Consider the following 16,821-nt stretch of genomic DNA (forward strand, 5'->3'; position numbering starts at 1 on the left):
CAATGAGCGCTTGATTGGCCAATCATCCCTCAGCCTTATCGAGCACCATTCAGCCCTGGCCGACTTTATTGTGACCAGAGGCCCAGTGCCCGACACTCAAGCCATTCCCATTGTCGCCATTGGAGTTCGGTATGAGTGAGTCAGTGCAGTTCCAGGATAAGGTCGTGATCGTCACCGGTGCCGGCGGCGGGCTGGGCCGGGCCCACGCACTGTTGTTCGCCAGGCATGGGGCCAAAGTGCTGGTCAACGACCTCGGCGGTTCCACCCAGGGCGAGGGCGCCAGTGCCTCGGCCGCTGACCGGGTGGTGGCCGAGATCCGCGCCGCGGGCGGTATCGCCCACGCCAACCATGACTCTGTCACCGAAGGTGACAAGATCGTCCAGCACGCCCTCGACGTTTTCGGCCGTATCGATGTGGTGGTCAACAACGCCGGTATCCTGCGGGACAAGACCTTTCACAAAATGGATGACGGCGACTGGGACCTGGTTTACCGGGTACATGTCGAAGGCGCCTACAAAGTCACCCGCGCCGCCTGGCCGCACCTGCGTGAGCAAGGCTACGGCCGGGTGATCTTTACCGCGTCGACCTCGGGCATCTATGGCAATTTCGGCCAGTCCAACTACGGCATGGCCAAGCTCGGGCTGTACGGCCTCACCCGTACCCTGGCTTTGGAAGGGCGCAAGAACAACATCCTGGTCAACGCCATCGCCCCCACCGGCGGCACGCGCATGACCGAAGGCCTGATCCCGCCGCAGGTGTTCGAGCGCCTCAAGCCGGAACTGGTCAGCCCGTTGGTGGTGTACCTGGGCAGCGAGGCGTGCCAGGAAACGTCCGGGCTGTTCGAGGTGGGCGGCGGCTGGGTCGGCAAGACTCGCTGGGAGCGCAGCCTGGGTGTGGGGTTCGACCCAGAGGCCGGGTTCTCGCCGGACGACGTGGCGGCGCATTGGGCGCAGATCTGCGACTTCGAAGGCGCTGCTCACCCCAAGGACAATATCGAGGCCTTGAAGGAGATGATGGATAATTTGCAGAAATACAGCCTGTGATCATTGCCTGAAAATCATTAAATCCCACGGGGCGCTGACAGCGCCCCGTTTTATTTCAGGCAAAAAAAAGCCGCTGCAAAGGCAGCGGCTGAAGTAAGACGTTTGATCAAGGAGCAATAAATCAACGTCAGTGAACACGGTTAACAGATTGAAAAAAATCATCAATCCATTCGAGTCTGGCTGTTCTTCCGGTTGTGGAAGCGGGCTGTTTGCCCTGAAAGCCCGGTAAGAATAGTCGCTTGTAACAAAATGAGTAATAGCACTTGGGGACAAGGACTGTTACCGATATCGCAACAGTGGTGCAAAGTGCCATCCATTCTCCTGATAACCCGCCATCCACCCAATCCATGGGCCCGCCCAGAGCCAAGCCAGAGCGCCTGGTAATCCTTTCGAGCGACAACACGAATCCCTCCTTGGTGCGCTTATCGCTCCTGGCGGGCGGCAGTAGGGTGGGGCCTTCTGTCACTCACCGGGGAAGACGCATGACAAGAACAACAATGCGCGCCATCTTCAGGCCACAGGCGCTGGCCGCTGCGGTTGCACTGGGATGCTGTGCTCAGGCACAGGCTGTTTCATTCAACATTGGCGAGATCGAAGGGCAATTCGATTCTTCGCTGTCGGTGGGCGCGAGTTGGGGCATGCGCGACGCCGATAAAAAACTCGTGGGCACCGTCAACGGTGGCACGGGGCAGGCGTCGACCGGCGATGACGGGCGCCTGAACTTCAAGAAAGGCGAAACCTTTTCCAAGATCTTCAAGGGCCTGCACGACCTTGAATTGAAATACGGCGACACCGGTGTGTTCGTGCGTGGCAAGTATTGGTACGACTTCGAACTCAAGGACGAAGACCGCGAGTTCAAGCAGATCAGCGATCACAACCGCAAGGAGGGCGCCAAATCCAGCGGTGCGCAGATTCTCGACGCCTTCGTTTACCACAACTACTCACTGGGCGACCTGCCCGGCACGGTGCGTGCGGGCAAGCAGGTGGTCAGTTGGGGTGAAAGTACCTTCATCGGCAACTCCATCAACAGCATCAACCCCATCGACGTTTCGGCCTTCCGCCGTCCAGGTGCGGAGATCAAGGAAGGGCTGATTCCGGTGAACATGCTGTTTGCCTCCCAAGCCCTCACCAACCAACTGACCGTGGAAGGCTTCTACCAGTTGGAGTGGGACCAGACCGTGCTGGATAACTGCGGCACCTTCTTCGGCGGGGACGTGGCGGCGGACGGCTGCACCAACAACTACACCGTGGGTAACCCGGCGATTGCACCGTTGCAACCGGTGGCCGCCGCGTTCGGCCAGGGGTTCGGCGTGACCAATGAAGGGGTGATCGTACGCCGCGCCGGTGACCGTGACGCGCGCGATTCCGGCCAGTTCGGCGCAGCGCTGCGCTGGCTGGGGGATGACACCGAGTACGGCCTCTATTTCATGAACTACCACAGCCGCACACCGACCGTGGGCACCATCACCAACAACACCAGCCTGGCGACCCTCGGCGCTATCGCGGGCGCCGCCAACGGCATTGCGCCCGGCACCGGCGCCGGGTTGGTCCAGAGCCTGATGCTCGGGCGCGGCCAGTACTACCTCGACTACCCGGAAGATATCCGTCTGTTTGGCGCCAGTTTCTCCACCACCTTGCCTACCGGCACCGCGTGGACCGGCGAAATCAGCTACCGCCCGAACGCGCCGGTGCAGCTCAATACCACCGACCTGACCCTGGCGCTGCTCAACCCGGTTGCGGGCCAACAGGCCTCACCGATCGCCAGCAATTTCGGGGATGACAACAAAGGCTACCGCCGCAAGGAAATCACCCAGGTCCAGAGCACCATGACCCAGTTCTTCGACCAGGTGCTGGGGGCTGAACGCCTGACGCTGGTGGGCGAAGCGGCCATCGTGCACGTCGCTGGCCTGGAAGATAAATCCAAGCTGCGTTACGGCCGCGATTCGGTCTACGGCGCCTACGGTTTCCAAGGGGATACCGACGGTTTCGTGACCTCCACCTCCTGGGGCTACCGTGCGCGGGCGATCCTGGACTACAACAACGTGATCGCCGGGATCAACCTCAAGCCCAACCTGTCGTGGTCCCATGACGTCGCCGGCTACGGGCCCAACGGCCTGTTCAACAAAGGCGCCAAAGCCATCAGCCTCGGCGTCGAGGCCGACTACCGCAATACCTATACCGCCAGCCTCAGTTACACCGATTTCTTTGGGGGTGACTACAACACCCTGACCGACCGCGACTTCCTTGCCCTCAGCGTCGGCGCGAACTTCTGATCACGGTTTGAAAAGGACTCCTTTATGCGCAAGATGATTCTGCAATGCGGCGTGTTGGCCCTCAGCCTGTTGGCCGCCAACGTGATGGCAGCGGTGTCGCCAGACGAGGCGGCCAAGCTCGGCACTACTCTGACGCCCATCGGCGCCGAAAAAGTCGGCAACGCCGACGGCTCGATCCCGGCCTGGACCGGCGGCATCCCGAAAAACGCCGGTGCGGTGGACGCCAAGGGCTTCCTCGCCGACCCGTTCGCCAGTGAAAAACCGCTGTTCGTGATCACCGCCGCTACCGTCGACAAGTACAAGGACAAACTCTCCGACGGTCAGGTGGCGATGTTCAAGCGCTACCCCGAGACCTATAAGATCCCGGTGTACCCGACCCACCGTACGGTCAATTTGCCGCCGGATATCTATGAGTCGATCAAGCGCAGCGCGCTGAACGTCAAGCCGATCAACGATGGCAACGGCCTGGAAGGTTTCACCGGCAACCGCTACTACGCGTTCCCGATCCCCAAGAATGGCGTGGAAGTGCTGTGGAACCACATCACCCGCTACCACGGCGGCAACCTGCGGCGCATCATCACCCAGGCTACGCCGCAGACCAACGGCAGCTTCACGCCGATCCGCTTCGAGGAAGAAGTGGCCGTGCCGCAGCTGATCCCGGACATGGACCCGGCCAAAGCGGCCAACGTGTTGACCTTCTTCAAGCAGTCGGTGACCGCGCCGGCGCGCCTGGCGGGCAACGTGCTGCTGGTGCATGAAACCCTCGACCAGGTGAAAGAACCGCGCCTGGCCTGGATCTACAACGCCGGCCAACGCCGCGTACGTCGCGCGCCGCAGGTGGCGTATGACGGGCCGGGCACTGCCTCGGACGGCCTGCGTACCTCCGACAACTTCGACATGTTCTCCGGCGCGCCCGACCGCTACGACTGGAAACTGGTGGGCAAGAAGGAGATGTACATCCCCTACAACAGCTACAAGCTGGACCAGCCGACGCTCAAGTACGACGACATCATCAAGGCCGGGCATATCAACCAGGACCTCACCCGCTATGAGCTGCACCGCGTGTGGGAAGTGGTCGGGACGGTCAAACCGAGCGAGCGGCACATCTACGCCAAGCGCCACATGTACATCGACGAGGACAGCTGGCAGGTCGCGCTGGTGGATCACTACGACGGCCGTGGCCAACTGTGGCGGGTTGCCGAAGGTCATGCGCAGTTCTACTACAACCACCAGACCCCGGCCTACACCGTGGAAACCCTGTACGACATCATCGCCGGGCGCTACATCGCGCTGGGCATGAAAAACGAGGAGAAAAGCAGCTTCGTGTTCGGCTTCAATGCCAAGGCGGCCGACTACACCCCAGCGGCGCTGAGGGCTGAAGGCGTGCGCTGATCCCGATGTGAAATGCGATTCAAATGTGGGAGGGGGCTTGCTCCCGATGGCGGTGTATCAGTCACTTCATCTTTGACTGACCCACCGCCATCGGGGGCAAGCCCCCTCCCACATTTAGTTTTGCGCATGGCTTTAAATCACCCCGCTGAATACTTCTTCAACAACCGCTGCCCACAGGACTAGGGTAGGCGCCAGGTTGCATAACAATAAAAAAGCAGGATGCAGCAATGACCGCCATGACACGCTGCCTGGACCGTCCTGGATTCATGCCTCGGCTGTCCGCCCACCATCTGCTGCGCCCGCGTCTGGCCGAGCCTTTGCTGGCGGCGTCGGCGAGGGTCAAATTACTCTGTGCACCCGGCGGCAGTGGCAAGAGCGCGCTGCTCGGCGAGTGCGCGCTGCAGGCCCCCGCGGGATGCCAAGTGCATTGGTTGCCACTCAATGGGGTTACCCTCAGCCCCCTCGACCTGTGCCAGCGCCTCGCACAGAACCTTGGCCTTACGTTCACCGATGAAGCCACGCTGCTGCTGGACCTCAGCCGCTGGCAGGCTCACGCGTGGGTATTCCTCGATGATTTTTGCCGCCTGCCTGCGCCCGACACCGACGCGCTGCTCGACCGCTTGCTCACCGCCAGCAGCCCGGCCCTGACGTGGTGGCTGGGCGCGCGGCGGCGTCCGGCGTGTAATTGGCCACGCCTGTTGCTCGATGACGAGCTGTTGGAGTGTGGTACCGAACTCGCCTTCAGCGCCGCCGAAATCCAGCTGTTGCTCAGCCATGCGCCTGGGCAAACGCTCGACAGCGTGTTGCAGTTCAGCGCCGGCTGGTGCGCCGGTGTGCGCATCGCCTTGCTGGGCGATGGGCACCCCGATAAAACCTTGCTCGACTACCTGCAGCACGAGCTGTTCAGCACGCTACCGCCCGAGCTGGCCGAAGCCTGGCGCGTGCTGGCCCATCTGCCGCGTTTTAATGCGGGGCTGTGTGAGCACCTGTTCGGCCATGGCGACGGCGATCAATACCTGCGAGACCTGCAGGCCCTTGGCGCGTTTATCCAACCGTGGGAAGACACCGACTGGCTGCAGGTATTTCCACCCCTGGCCCATCTGCTGCGAGATGAGCCTTGGGCGGCGAAACGCTCCTGGCACCGGCGCGCCTGCCAGTGGTTCACCGCCCAGCAGGACTGGCAGGCCGCGTTCGAGCAGGCGCTGCTGGCCGAAGAATATGAGGTAGCCGTCAGCCTGTTGCAGCACTTCAGTTTTGAAGACCTGTTTCGTCAACAGAACGCCGTGCTGTTACTGCGCCTGCATGAGCAACACGGTGATGAGCTGATGCTCGGCTCGGCGCAACTGGTGGGCCTGGTGACGGCGGCGCTGCTGTTTGCCGGGCGCTTCGACCAGGCCGCGCAGTGCATCGACCAGCTTGCCCGATTCGCCCCGCAACCGACGGCGGAGCAACAACGGCATCTGCTTGCACGCTGGCAGGCGCAGTGGGGCTGGCTGCTGCACCTGGGCGGTGACGCCGAACGTTCCCGCGTGCATTTCCTCGAAGCCCTGCCAGCCTTGCCCGACAGCGCCTGGACCTCGCGGCTGATGTGCCTGTCGGGGCTCACCCAGCAGGCTTTGCTGCGCGGTGAGCTGGACGTGGCCCAAGGCTTGAACCGCGAAGCGCTGTGCCTGGCGCGGGCCCACGGTTCACTGCTGCTGGAGGCGTTGCTCGAGCTGGATCACGCGCAATTGCTGGAGCAGCGCGGCGCCCCTTATCGGGCGCAAAGCCTGTTGGAAAATGTCCAGGCGATGCTGCTTGGGCAGCGGCTCAAGGCCGGGCCACTGCTAGGCCGTATCGCTTTGCGGCGTGGGCACCTGGCGTTGCGCCAGGGCCAGGACAGCCTGGCCGGCGAGTGCTTCGAAACAGGCTTGGCCCTGTGCCTGCACAGCCAGGACAAGCGCGTGCTCTATGGCTTCCTCGGTCTGGCGCTGTTGGCCGCCAACCGCGGCGATTACGCCCAGGCGTTTTTCCAGTTGCGTGAGGCCGAGCGGCTGATGCAGCAACGCCAGGTACCGGACTCCGTGTACCGCGCGGTGTTGCTGTTGGTCAGCGGGCATTTCTGGTTGCAGCAGGGCCGGGCCGAATTGACCGTGGAAGCGATGCGCCGGGTGCTCCGCCATTTTCGCGGGCCACAGGCCAAACAAGCACCGCCGGCCACCCTGGAACTGATCCCGCGCCTGGAATACCTGCTGGTGTTGGCGGAGGTCAAGCTGGGCTGCGCCGAGCAGCCCGTGGCACGGCTCAATGCGCTACTGGCAACCACTCACCAGCGCGGCATGCTGTGCCTGGAAACCGAACTGCACTTGGTGCTGGGGGAGGTGGCCTGGCAACTGGGCGATGGCGCCCTGGCGCGGCGTTCACTGCAAGCCGGGCTGGACCTGGCTGGGCGCTGCCAGGTGCAGCAGGCGATTCGCGAGCTGCGCTTGCGTTCACCGGGGCTGTTGAGCGAGCTGGGGATGGAGCCGCAGGCCGCCACCCCGGGCACGGTGGACAACCCCCTCAGCCAGCGCGAGCTGGAAGTCTTGCAACTGATCGCGCTGGGCAACTCCAACCTGGAAATCGCCGACCGCTTGTTTATCTCGCTGCACACCGTCAAGACCCACGCGCGGCGCATCCACAGCAAGCTCGGGGTGGAGCGGCGCACCCAGGCGGTGGCCAAGGCCAAGACGTTGGGGTTGATGGTTTAGACAAACGCCTGACGGTAGTCGCCGGGCGTGGCACCCATGGCCTGGCGGAAGCGATGGGTGAAGTGGCTGGCGCTGGAAAATCCGCACATCAAGGCGATTTCACCCAGGGGCAGGGCCGTGCTGCGCAGCAGGTTCTGCGCGCGGGCCAGCCGGCGCGCCAGCAGGTATTGATGGGGCGGCAAGCCCAGGCTTTGGCGGAACATCCGCGCAAAGTGGTATTCCGACAGCGCGCACAGGCTGGCCAGTTGGCCCAGGCTGATCGGGTCTTCCAGGTGCTGGTCGATGTACTCCACCAACCGTCGGCGCTGGTACGTCGCCAAGCCGCCTTTCAAGGGCAGGCCTTCGCGTGCACCCACTTGGCTGAGCAAGGTGTGGCTGAGCATCTCATGGGCCAGGCTGCTGGTCAGCAGGCGCTCGGCGGGCTCCTGCCAGTTGAGCGCGATCAACTGGTGAAAGCGTCGGGCCTGGCTGGCGTCTTCCAGGAACGTGCTTTCGCGCAGCTCCAGCGCACGCGGCTCGCGGTCGAGCAGGGTGACGCAGCCGAGGGCAAATTGTTCGGCGCTGAAATACACATGGGCCAGACGGATTTCACCGTTGATCACCCACGCCGACTGGTGCTCGGCAGGCAGGATGCACAGTTTGTCGGGGCCGCCCTTGGTGCCGGGTTGGTCACGCCGAAACGTGCCGGTGCCGCCGCCGATGTAGCACGACAAGGTGTGATGGCTGGGCGCCTGGTAATCCTGGGCGTCGTGATGGTTGCTCCACAAGGCCGCAGACAAGCCGTCACCGAGCTCGGCGCAGGCTTCCAGGCGAGCGTTGGGCGAGCGGTTAAGGGCTTGAAAGACTTGCAGGGATTGCAGATCAGGCATGGTGTGTTCTCTCCGACGCCTTGCATCCTACTCCGCGTGGCTGGCGCTGTGAGCCCATCGCCCGACAAAAGCGCAAGATTCTGCAAGAGCACGGCGCGGCTTGGGGGCGACACTGTGGCTCAACCGATGGAGCCCGCTATGAACCTTTCCCTGTATTTACTCACCGTGCTGATCTGGGGCACCACCTGGATCGCCCTCAAGTGGCAGCTGGGCGTGGTCGCGATTCCCGTGTCCATCGTGTATCGCTTCGGTCTCGCGGCGTTGGTGCTGTTTGCGTTGCTGCTGGTCAGTCGCAAGCTGCAGGTGATGAACCGGCGCGGGCACCTCATCTGCGTGGCCCAGGGCCTGTGCCTGTTTTGCGTCAACTTCATGTGCTTTCTCACGGCCAGCCAATGGATCCCCAGCGGCTTGGTGGCGGTGGTGTTTTCCACGGCCACCTTGTGGAATGCGCTGAACGCCCGGGTGTTTTTCGGCCAGCGGGTGGCGCACAATGTGTTGATGGGCGGCGGCCTGGGCTTGCTGGGCCTGGGGTTGCTGTTCTGGCCTGAGCTGGCGGGCCATACCGCCAGCCCGCAAACTCTGCTCGGCCTGGGCCTGGCGTTGCTCGGCACGATGTGTTTTTCGGCGGGCAATATGCTCTCGAGCCTGCAGCAGAAGGCCGGGCTGCGGCCGCTGACCACCAATGCCTGGGGCATGGCCTATGGTTCGGCAATGCTAGCGACCTACTGTGTGCTGCGCGGTATTCCCTTTGAGATGGACTGGAGCGCGCGGTATATGGGCGCGCTGTGGTACCTGGTGATCCCGGGTTCGGTGATTGGCTTTACGGCCTATCTGACCCTGGTAGGCCGCATGGGGCCGGAGCGCGCGGCGTATTGCACCGTGCTGTTCCCGGTGGTGGCGCTGAATGTGTCGGCGTTTGCGGAAGGGTATCAGTGGACCGCACCGGCGTTGATGGGGTTGGTGCTGGTGATGGCGGGGAATGTGTTGGTGTTCAGGAAGCCTAAGCCTGTGAGCCCGGCCCTCAAGGCACAACAAATCTAAATGTGGGAGCGGGCTTGCTCGCGAAAGCGGTGGATCAGTCGATATCTTTGGTGACTGACACACCGCATTCGCGAGCAAGCCCGCTCCCACAGTTGACCGAGTTGTTTGGGCTATTTGAGGCCAAGGCGCTTGGCCATGCGGCCGAGGTTGGCGCGGTCCAGACCCAGTTCGCGGGCGGCGCTGGCCCAATTATGCTGGTGACGTTCCAGGCTAGCGGTGATCACTTGGCGCTGGTACTGCTCGGTGGCCTGGCGCAGGTCGCCGGTCACGACCAGGGGCGCTTGCGACGGCTCTTCGAGGGTGGGCGCGCCGACGTCGGGCAGGTCTAGGTCGAGGGCGCTCAGGCTCAGAATCTTCGGACGCTCGCGACAGTTACCCAGGGCTTTCAGGGCGCTGCGCCCGATCAAATGTTCCAGCTCGCGCACATTGCCCGGCCAGTTATAGGCCAGCAGCGCCGCCTGCGCGTCGCTGGTCAGGCGCAGGCTGCCCAGGCCCATGCGTGAGCGGTTCTGCTCCAGAAAAAAGCCCGCCAGCAGCAACACGTCACGCCCCCGCTCGCGCAGCGCCGGCACTTGCAGCGGGTACACGCTGAGGCGGTGGTAGAAGTCGGCGCGGTAGTGGCCGTTGCGCACCTCGTCGGCCAGGTCGCGGTTGGTGGCGGCGATCAAGCGCACATCCACCTGGTGTTCCTTGTCCGAGCCGAGGCGCTGTAACTGGCCGCTTTGCAGAACGCGCAGCAGCTTGGCTTGCACGGTCAACGACAGCTCGCCGACTTCATCCAGGAACAAGGTGCCGCCATTGGCCAATTCGAACTTGCCACGGCGCTCGTTCAGCGCGCCGGTAAAGGCGCCGCGCACATGCCCGAACAGCTCGCTTTCCACCAGGGTTTCCGGAAGGGCGGCGCAGTTGAGGCTGATCAGCGGTTTGTCTGCGCGGTGCGAGGCGGCGTGGATCGCCTGGGCCACCAGCTCCTTGCCGACCCCGGTTTCGCCGGTGATCAGCACGGTCAGGTCGCTGCCGCCCACCAGCTTGATTTCCTCGACCAGACGCTTGTGGCTTTTGCTCTGGCCGATCATTTCCTTGTGCTGCTGGCCGCTGGCCTGGCGGTAGATCTCGGCGCGCTGGTGTGCGTCTTCGGCGCGCAAGGCCAGACGTTCGATGCGTTCGGCGACGTTGACCGTGGCGGCGGCGAGGCTGGCAAAGGCTTGCAGCGCGTCCAGCTCCACGCGTTCAAAGCGCTCGGTGTCGAGGGCGTCCAGGGTCAGCAGGCCCCAGGGCTGGTCATCGACAAACAGCGGGCAGCCCATGCAGTCGTGCACTTGCAAATGGCCATGCAGCCCGTCGACCAGGCCGTCGTAGGGGTCAGGCAGCTCGCTGTCACTGTCGAAACGGGTCGGCCCGGGGCTGCTGAGCAACACGGCGAAGCGCGGGTGCTCGCTGACCTTGAAGCGCCGACCGAGGGTGTCGGGGCTCAAACCGTCCACGGCCAGCGGCACCAGCCACTCGCCGTCCAGACGCAGCAAGGCGGCAGCGTCGCAAGGGAGCAGGGCGCGCATGGCTTGCAGCAGACGGCGATAACGCTCGCCTTCGGGCAGCTCGCGGGACAGGTCGGCGACCAGGGGCAGCAGGGTGGTGAGCAGTGATTGCGCAGTCATAATGACTCCTTGTAGTCCTTATGACTATAAAGTGTAGGAGGTCAAACTGACTACAGATAATTCAAGCTATTGATTTATAAGAATTTATAAGTTGGCATGAATGCTGACTATAGAAGGGTAATCAGTAAAGAAGCCCAGGAGGCTCCCATGCTCAGTGCCCAAGACCGTGCCATCGTCAAATCTACCGTGCCTCTGCTGGAAAGCGGCGGTGAAGCGTTGATCACGCATTTCTACCGCATGATGCTCTCCGAATACCCTGAGGTTCGCCCGCTGTTCAACCAGGCCCACCAGGCCAGCGGCGACCAACCTCGCGCCTTGGCCAATGGCGTATTGATGTACGCGCGGCATATCGACCAGCTCGACCAATTAGGCGACCTGGTGGCGAAGATCATCAATAAACATGTGGCCTTGCAGATCCTGCCGGAACACTACCCGATCGTGGGCGCGTGCCTGCTGCGCGCGATCTCCGAGGTGCTCGGCAGCGAGATCGCCACCCCCGAGGTGATGAGTGCGTGGGGTGCGGCCTATGGCCAGTTGGCGGATATCCTGATCGGGGCCGAAAAAGCCATCTACGACGAAAAGGCCGAGGCCCCCGGTGGCTGGCGCGGTGCGCGGTCGTTCAAGGTGGTCAAGCGCGTGGAGGAGAGCGCCGAGATCGTCTCCTTTTACTTCGCCCCTGTGGACAACGGCCAGATCCTCGCTGCCGCGCCCGGCCAGTACATCGGTATGAAGCTGGTGCTGGATGGCGAAGAAGTGCGGCGCAATTACTCGTTGTCGGCACTGACCGATGCGGGCCAGTACCGTATCAGCGTCAAGCGCGAAGCCGGTGGCCGGGTGTCCAACTACCTGCATGACCAACTGCCTGTCGGCGCGACCATTGACCTGTTCCCGCCTTCGGGGGAGTTCACCCTGGCGGCCAGCGATAAGCCCTTGGTGCTGATCAGCGGCGGTGTCGGCATCACGCCCACCTTGCCGATGCTCGAGGCGGCACTGGCGACAAAACGCCCGGTGCATTTTATCCACTGCGCGCGTAACGGCGGGGTGCATGCGTTCCGCGAGTGGGTGGATGCCCTGGCGGCGCAGCATCCGCAGCTCAAGCGCTTTTACTGCTATGCCGAGGATGACGGCGTGAGCCCGGCGGCGGACAAGGTTGGTCTGCTGAATCAGGAGCAACTGGCGGCCTGGTTGCCTGAGCAGCGCGACATCGATGCCTACTTCCTCGGCCCTAAAGGCTTCATGGCAGCTATCAAACGCCACCTCAAGGCCCTGGGTGTACCGGAAAAACAAAGCCGCTACGAGTTCTTCGGCCCGGCGGCGGCCTTGGAATAATCCCAGGGAACACCACTGTTCCAAATGTGGGAGGGGGCTTGCCCCCGATAGCGGTGTATTAGTCAGCTTATCTGTAGCTGACCCACTGCCATCGGGGGCAAGCCCCCTCCCACATTTTGATCTGCGTTCTGGCTGATTAATCCGCTGTTAACCCCTCTCTGTTTAAACCGCTCTCTGTGTGTAAACTTGCGGCCATTGGCACAACCAAACAAAGGGAAACGGGGATGAGTGACGAATTGCGGTTAGGCAGGGAGCGGCGCTTTCTGGTGTTGCTGGGCATCATCTGCCTGGCGCTGATCGGCGGTGCGCTGTACATGCAAGTGGTGCTGGGCGAGGCGCCTTGCCCGCTGTGCATCCTGCAGCGTTATGCCTTGCTGTTGATTGCGGTCTTCGCGTTCATCGGTGCCGCGATGCGCACCAAGGGCGCCGTCACCCTGTTTGAAGGGTTGGTGATCCTCAGCGCCCTCGGGGGTGTGGCTGCGGCTGGCCACCATGTCTACACCCAGTTCTTCCCGCAGGTCAGCTGTGGCATCGACGTGCTGCAACCTATCGTCGACGACCTGCCGCTGGCCAAGGTGTTTCCGCTGGGCTTCCAGGTCGATGGCTTTTGCAGCACCCCGTACCCGCCGATCCTGGGCCTGTCCCTGGCGCAATGGGCATTGGTCGCCTTTGTACTGACGGTGATCCTGGTACCGCTGGGTATCTATCGCAATCGTCAACGTCAGGCCTGAGCCTTTGACTGAAACGCCCCGGTCCTTCTTCAGGCAAGGCCGGGGCGTTTTTGTGTGTAGGCTTTTGTGAAAAGGCCGTGACGGGGGGCAAGTTTAGGTGCGCGCAGCGTGCGACATGTTGTCACACGGACGCGGTCGCAGGACGTTTCTGACTCGCCGATCGGTCCCTTAAATTTGCACCAAGCGGTCAATTTGTGCTGTCAGTTCGTGGTTTGAGGCCTGCGTGAAAGGTCACGCGTTGCGAGCCTCGCGGTGATGTCTGAATGCCTTGTTTTATGGGGGCTTAGATCCGTTTGCCATGCCCTTACGACCTGTAAGGGATGCGAGCGGCTGGCTAATAACACGGCAATTTTTGTGGTTTTTGTTGAGAATCGAACGCGATAAGATCGCGAACCGTTGCAATAATGGTGAAGGATTATTGCTGTAATCGATAAAAATTATTTCTTTATAAGACATGGTTTATACATCGCTAGCTAACTACAATCGCCCGCACTGAATGTCCTGTGCTGTTCAATATTTGAGCACTGGAGCGGTCGAGGGGCAGATGGATGGCTCTGTGCGACCCCAAGGTTCCGGCAGCCTTTCAACTATCCGCACCAAATGGAATTGGTCTGTAACAAGGCCTTTAACCACGAAATCGAATAAGAACTCACCGCAGGTCCGTGAAACGTACAGTTATGGCGTGACGGGCAGGCTCTTATTCAATCGAAGAGAAATGCCAACCCTTGGCAGGGTGAAGTGTTGGCGATCAAAACCCAACTGCATTGCGCAAGCTGCTTTAGAGGTCGTGAGATGAGTAAAAACAGGTACCCCCGATTACTAGGCTTTTTGCCGCTGCTTGGCATGATGTTAATGCTGGGAGGCTGCAAGTGGACCTTGATGGACCCAAAAGGACAGATCGGTCTGGATCAACGAAACCTGATCATCACCGCTACGCTGCTGATGCTGTTGGTCGTGGTGCCTGTGATCATCATGACCTTCGCCTTCGCCTGGAAATACCGCGCGTCGAACACCAACGCGACCTACGCGCCTAAGTGGTCGCACTCCACCAAGATCGAAATCGCGGTGTGGCTGGTCCCGATCCTCATCATCATCGCCCTGGGTTACATCACCTATAAGTCGACCCACGAGCTGGACCCGTACCGTCCGCTGGAATCCGACGTCAAGCCGATCAACATCGAAGTGGTCGCGCTGGACTGGAAGTGGCTGTTCATCTACCCGGACCTGGGTATCGCCACGGTTAACCAGATTCGGTTCCCGGAGAACACTCCGCTTAATTTCCGGATCACCTCCGACGCCGTGATGAACTCGTTCTTCATCCCTGCCCTGGGCGGTCAGATCTACGCGATGGCAGGCATGCAGACCCGACTGCACCTGATCGCCAACGAAAAAGCTGAAATGGAAGGCATCTCCGCTAACTACAGCGGCGCTGGCTTCACCGGCATGAAATTCAAAGCCATCTCGACGAGCCAGGAAGATTTCAACGCCTGGGTAGCCGAAGTCAAGGCCGCACCTAAACAGCTTGATCAAGCTGAATACGACGCCCTGACCAAACCAAGCCAGAACAACCCAGTCGCCCTGTACTCCACGTACGAGCCGAACCTGTTTCAGAAAATCGTCGACAAGTACGAAGGTATGAAGCCAGGCAAGCCGGTCAAGCACGAGAAGAAAGAAGTGGCCGCGGTTGAAGGTTCTGACACGGGCTCGCATTCAACTGCTGGGGCAGAGGAGTAAACGATGTTTGGTAAATTAAGTTGGGATGCGGTCCCGTTCCACGAGCCGATTGTGATGATTACCATCGCCATGATCGCGCTGGGTGGTCTGGCACTGTTTGCAGCAATCACGTATTTCAAGAAGTGGACCTACCTGTGGACCGAGTGGCTGACGTCGGTCGACCACAAGAAAATCGGTGTCATGTACGTCATCGTGGCCATGGTCATGCTGCTGCGTGGTTTTGCCGACGCCATCATGATGCGTACCCAGTTGGCCATGGCCACCGAGGGTTCGCCTGGCTACCTGCCGCCTGAACACTATGACCAGATCTTCACCGCTCACGGTGTGATCATGATCATCTTCATGGCGATGCCATTCTTCACCGGCCTGATGAACCTTGCCTTGCCGCTGCAGATTGGTGCCCGTGACGTTGCCTACCCGTTCCTGAACTCCCTGAGCTTCTGGCTGCTGGTTTCCGGCGTTGTGCTGATCAACGTTTCCCTGGGCGTCGGCGAATTCGCCAAGACCGGTTGGGTTGCGTATCCGCCATTGTCTGGCCTGCAATACAGCCCTGGCGTGGGTGTGGACTACTACATCTGGGCGCTACAGTTATCAGGACTCGGGACGACATTGACGGGGGTCAACTTTCTGGCCACCGTCCTCAAGATGCGCGCCCCTGGCATGAAACTGATGGACATGCCGATCTTCACCTGGACCTGCACCTGGGCCAACGTCCTGATCGTGGCTTCGTTCCCGATCCTGGCCGCTACCATGGCGCTGCTGTCGCTTGACCGTTACCTGGATTTCCACATTTTCACCAATGAACTTGGTGGCAATCCAATGATGTACGTGAACCTGTTCTGGGCATGGGGTCACCCTGAGGTGTACATCCTGATCCTGCCAGCGTTCGGTATCTTCTCCGAAGTGATCTCGACCTTTACCGGCAAGCGCCTGTTCGGTCACCACTCGATGGTTTACGCATCGGGCGCAATCTCTGTACTGGGCTTCATGGTGTGGCTGCACCACTTCTTCACCATGGGTTCGGGGGCCAGCGTCAACGCCTTCTTCGGCCTGGCGACGATGCTGATTTCCATCCCGACGGGGGTGAAGCTATTCAACTGGCTGTTCACCATCTACCACGGTCGTCTGCGCATGACCAGCCAGGTCCTGTGGACCCTGGGCTTCATGGTGACCTTCGCCATCGGCGGCATGACCGGCGTACTGCTGGCCATCCCGGGTGCTGACTTCGTGCTGCACAACAGCCTGTTCGTGATCGCTCACTTCCACAACGTGATCATCGGTGGTGCTGTATTCGGTTACATCGCTGGTTTCAGCTTCTACTTCCCGAAAGCGTTCGGCTTCAAGCTGCACGAAGGTTGGGGCAAGGCTGCATTCTGGTTCTGGATCTCGGGCTTCTTCGTCGCGTTCATGCCGCTCTATGCACTGGGCTTCATGGGCATGACCCGTCGTCTGAACGCTACTACCAACCCTGAGTGGGTGCCGTACCTGTACGTCGCCATGTTCGGTGCAATCATGATCGCTGTGGGTATCGCCTGCCAGCTGATCCAGCTGTACGTGAGCATCCGTGACCGTAAGCAGAACGCTTGCGACTCCGGCGACCCATGGAATGGCCACACCCTGGAATGGTCGACCTCGTCGCCACCACCGTTCTACAACTTCGCCGTGATCCCTACTGCGAACACCATTGATGCGTTCACCGAAGCCAAGGAAGACGGTACTGCGTACCAGCGTCCTAAGCACTACGAACCGATCCACATGCCAAACAACACCGCCACTGGCGTGGTGATGGGCGCGCTGTTGACCGTGTTCGGTTTCGCGATGATCTGGCACATCTGGTGGCTGGCGATCGTGGGCCTGGTAGGCACCATCGGTTACTTCATCGTCCACGCTGCACGTGATGATCAAGGCTACATGGTGCCGGTCGAAACGATCGAACGCATCGAAGCCGAGCAGCACGCTCGCCTGGTCGCCGAGAAGAAAATCCCGGCCAACCGTGTAGAAACCTCGTTGGAACAGGCTTAAACC

11 protein-coding genes are annotated in these 16,821 nt (G+C 61.2%); 9 read left to right on the forward strand and 2 right to left on the reverse strand.

Translation table 11 applies throughout. From position 1 onward, the window contains the following. Positions 1 to 131 precede the first annotated feature (131 nt). From GIW02_RS01190 to GIW02_RS01205, 4 genes are all read left to right on the forward strand, one after another. A complete protein-coding gene (locus GIW02_RS01190; RefSeq protein WP_236412069.1) occupies positions 132 to 1,043 on the forward strand; it encodes an SDR family oxidoreductase in 912 nt (303 codons plus the stop codon). A 482-nt stretch (positions 1,044 to 1,525) separates the two neighbouring features. Continuing rightward, entirely contained in the window at positions 1,526 to 3,316 is a 1,791-nt protein-coding gene (locus tag GIW02_RS01195) for a DUF1302 domain-containing protein (RefSeq protein WP_456361615.1), read from the forward strand. A gap of 24 nt (positions 3,317 to 3,340) precedes the next feature. After that, complete coding sequence (locus tag GIW02_RS01200; protein ID WP_236421752.1) at positions 3,341 to 4,708, forward strand: DUF1329 domain-containing protein; 1,368 nt, start codon at positions 3,341 to 3,343, stop codon at positions 4,706 to 4,708. A gap of 227 nt (positions 4,709 to 4,935) precedes the next feature. After that, the gene (locus tag GIW02_RS01205) at positions 4,936 to 7,437 is read left to right on the forward strand and encodes a LuxR C-terminal-related transcriptional regulator (RefSeq protein WP_236412064.1); all 2,502 of its coding nucleotides are present in this window, start codon (positions 4,936 to 4,938) and stop codon (positions 7,435 to 7,437) included. On the opposite strand, the gene GIW02_RS01210 is transcribed toward GIW02_RS01205, so the two are convergent. After that, positions 7,434 to 8,306, reverse strand: a complete 873-nt coding sequence (locus tag GIW02_RS01210; protein WP_236412063.1) for a helix-turn-helix domain-containing protein — start codon at positions 8,304 to 8,306, stop codon at positions 7,434 to 7,436. The genes GIW02_RS01205 and GIW02_RS01210 overlap by 4 nt on opposite strands. A gap of 138 nt (positions 8,307 to 8,444) precedes the next feature. On the opposite strand from GIW02_RS01210, the gene GIW02_RS01215 reads away from it, so the two are divergent. Beyond that, positions 8,445 to 9,347, forward strand: a complete 903-nt coding sequence (locus GIW02_RS01215; protein WP_236412061.1) for a DMT family transporter — start codon at positions 8,445 to 8,447, stop codon at positions 9,345 to 9,347. 110 nt (positions 9,348 to 9,457) lie between these two features. Here GIW02_RS01215 and norR read toward each other — a convergent pair whose 3' ends face one another. After that, positions 9,458 to 11,002, reverse strand: coding sequence for a nitric oxide reductase transcriptional regulator NorR (gene norR / locus GIW02_RS01220; RefSeq protein WP_236412059.1), 1,545 nt, complete (start codon positions 11,000 to 11,002; stop codon positions 9,458 to 9,460). Between the two features lie 147 nt (positions 11,003 to 11,149). Here norR and hmpA point away from each other — a divergent pair, with 147 nt between their 5' ends. The 4 genes from hmpA (at position 11,150) to cyoB (ending at position 16,818) form a co-directional block, all read left to right on the forward strand. Further along, positions 11,150 to 12,331, forward strand: coding sequence for an NO-inducible flavohemoprotein (gene hmpA / locus GIW02_RS01225; protein ID WP_236412056.1), 1,182 nt, complete (start codon positions 11,150 to 11,152; stop codon positions 12,329 to 12,331). 224 nt (positions 12,332 to 12,555) lie between these two features. Further along, complete coding sequence (locus GIW02_RS01230) at positions 12,556 to 13,062, forward strand: disulfide bond formation protein B (protein WP_236412055.1); 507 nt, start codon at positions 12,556 to 12,558, stop codon at positions 13,060 to 13,062. Positions 13,063 to 13,854: 792 nt separating this feature from the next. Next, positions 13,855 to 14,796 (forward strand): ubiquinol oxidase subunit II, encoded by a 942-nt coding sequence (gene cyoA / locus GIW02_RS01235; protein ID WP_043205874.1) that lies wholly within the window; start codon positions 13,855 to 13,857, stop codon positions 14,794 to 14,796. Positions 14,797 to 14,799: 3 nt separating this feature from the next. After that, a complete protein-coding gene (cyoB, locus tag GIW02_RS01240) occupies positions 14,800 to 16,818 on the forward strand; it encodes a cytochrome o ubiquinol oxidase subunit I (RefSeq protein WP_015885813.1) in 2,019 nt (672 codons plus the stop codon). Positions 16,819 to 16,821 lie beyond the last annotated feature (3 nt).

Origin of the sequence: Pseudomonas syringae (assembly GCF_021606685.1) — a bacterium.
GTDB classification, from domain to species: Bacteria; Pseudomonadota; Gammaproteobacteria; order Pseudomonadales; family Pseudomonadaceae; genus Aquipseudomonas; species Aquipseudomonas syringae_R.

What these genes read in the sequence shown, in the direction of transcription:
- GIW02_RS01190 (WP_236412069.1), top strand. Translation starts at nt 132, where the DNA reads ATGAGTGAGTCAGTGCAGTTCCAGGATAAGGTCGTGATCGTCACCGGT.
- GIW02_RS01195 (WP_456361615.1), top strand. Translation starts at nt 1,526, where the DNA reads ATGACAAGAACAACAATGCGCGCCATCTTCAGGCCACAGGCGCTGGCC.
- GIW02_RS01200 (WP_236421752.1), top strand. Translation starts at nt 3,341, where the DNA reads ATGCGCAAGATGATTCTGCAATGCGGCGTGTTGGCCCTCAGCCTGTTG.
- GIW02_RS01205 (WP_236412064.1), top strand. Translation starts at nt 4,936, where the DNA reads ATGACCGCCATGACACGCTGCCTGGACCGTCCTGGATTCATGCCTCGG.
- GIW02_RS01210 (WP_236412063.1), bottom strand. Translation starts at nt 8,306, where the DNA reads ATGCCTGATCTGCAATCCCTGCAAGTCTTTCAAGCCCTTAACCGCTCG.
- GIW02_RS01215 (WP_236412061.1), top strand. Translation starts at nt 8,445, where the DNA reads ATGAACCTTTCCCTGTATTTACTCACCGTGCTGATCTGGGGCACCACC.
- norR (WP_236412059.1), bottom strand. Translation starts at nt 11,002, where the DNA reads ATGACTGCGCAATCACTGCTCACCACCCTGCTGCCCCTGGTCGCCGAC.
- hmpA (WP_236412056.1), top strand. Translation starts at nt 11,150, where the DNA reads ATGCTCAGTGCCCAAGACCGTGCCATCGTCAAATCTACCGTGCCTCTG.
- GIW02_RS01230 (WP_236412055.1), top strand. Translation starts at nt 12,556, where the DNA reads ATGAGTGACGAATTGCGGTTAGGCAGGGAGCGGCGCTTTCTGGTGTTG.
- cyoA (WP_043205874.1), top strand. Translation starts at nt 13,855, where the DNA reads ATGAGTAAAAACAGGTACCCCCGATTACTAGGCTTTTTGCCGCTGCTT.
- cyoB (WP_015885813.1), top strand. Translation starts at nt 14,800, where the DNA reads ATGTTTGGTAAATTAAGTTGGGATGCGGTCCCGTTCCACGAGCCGATT.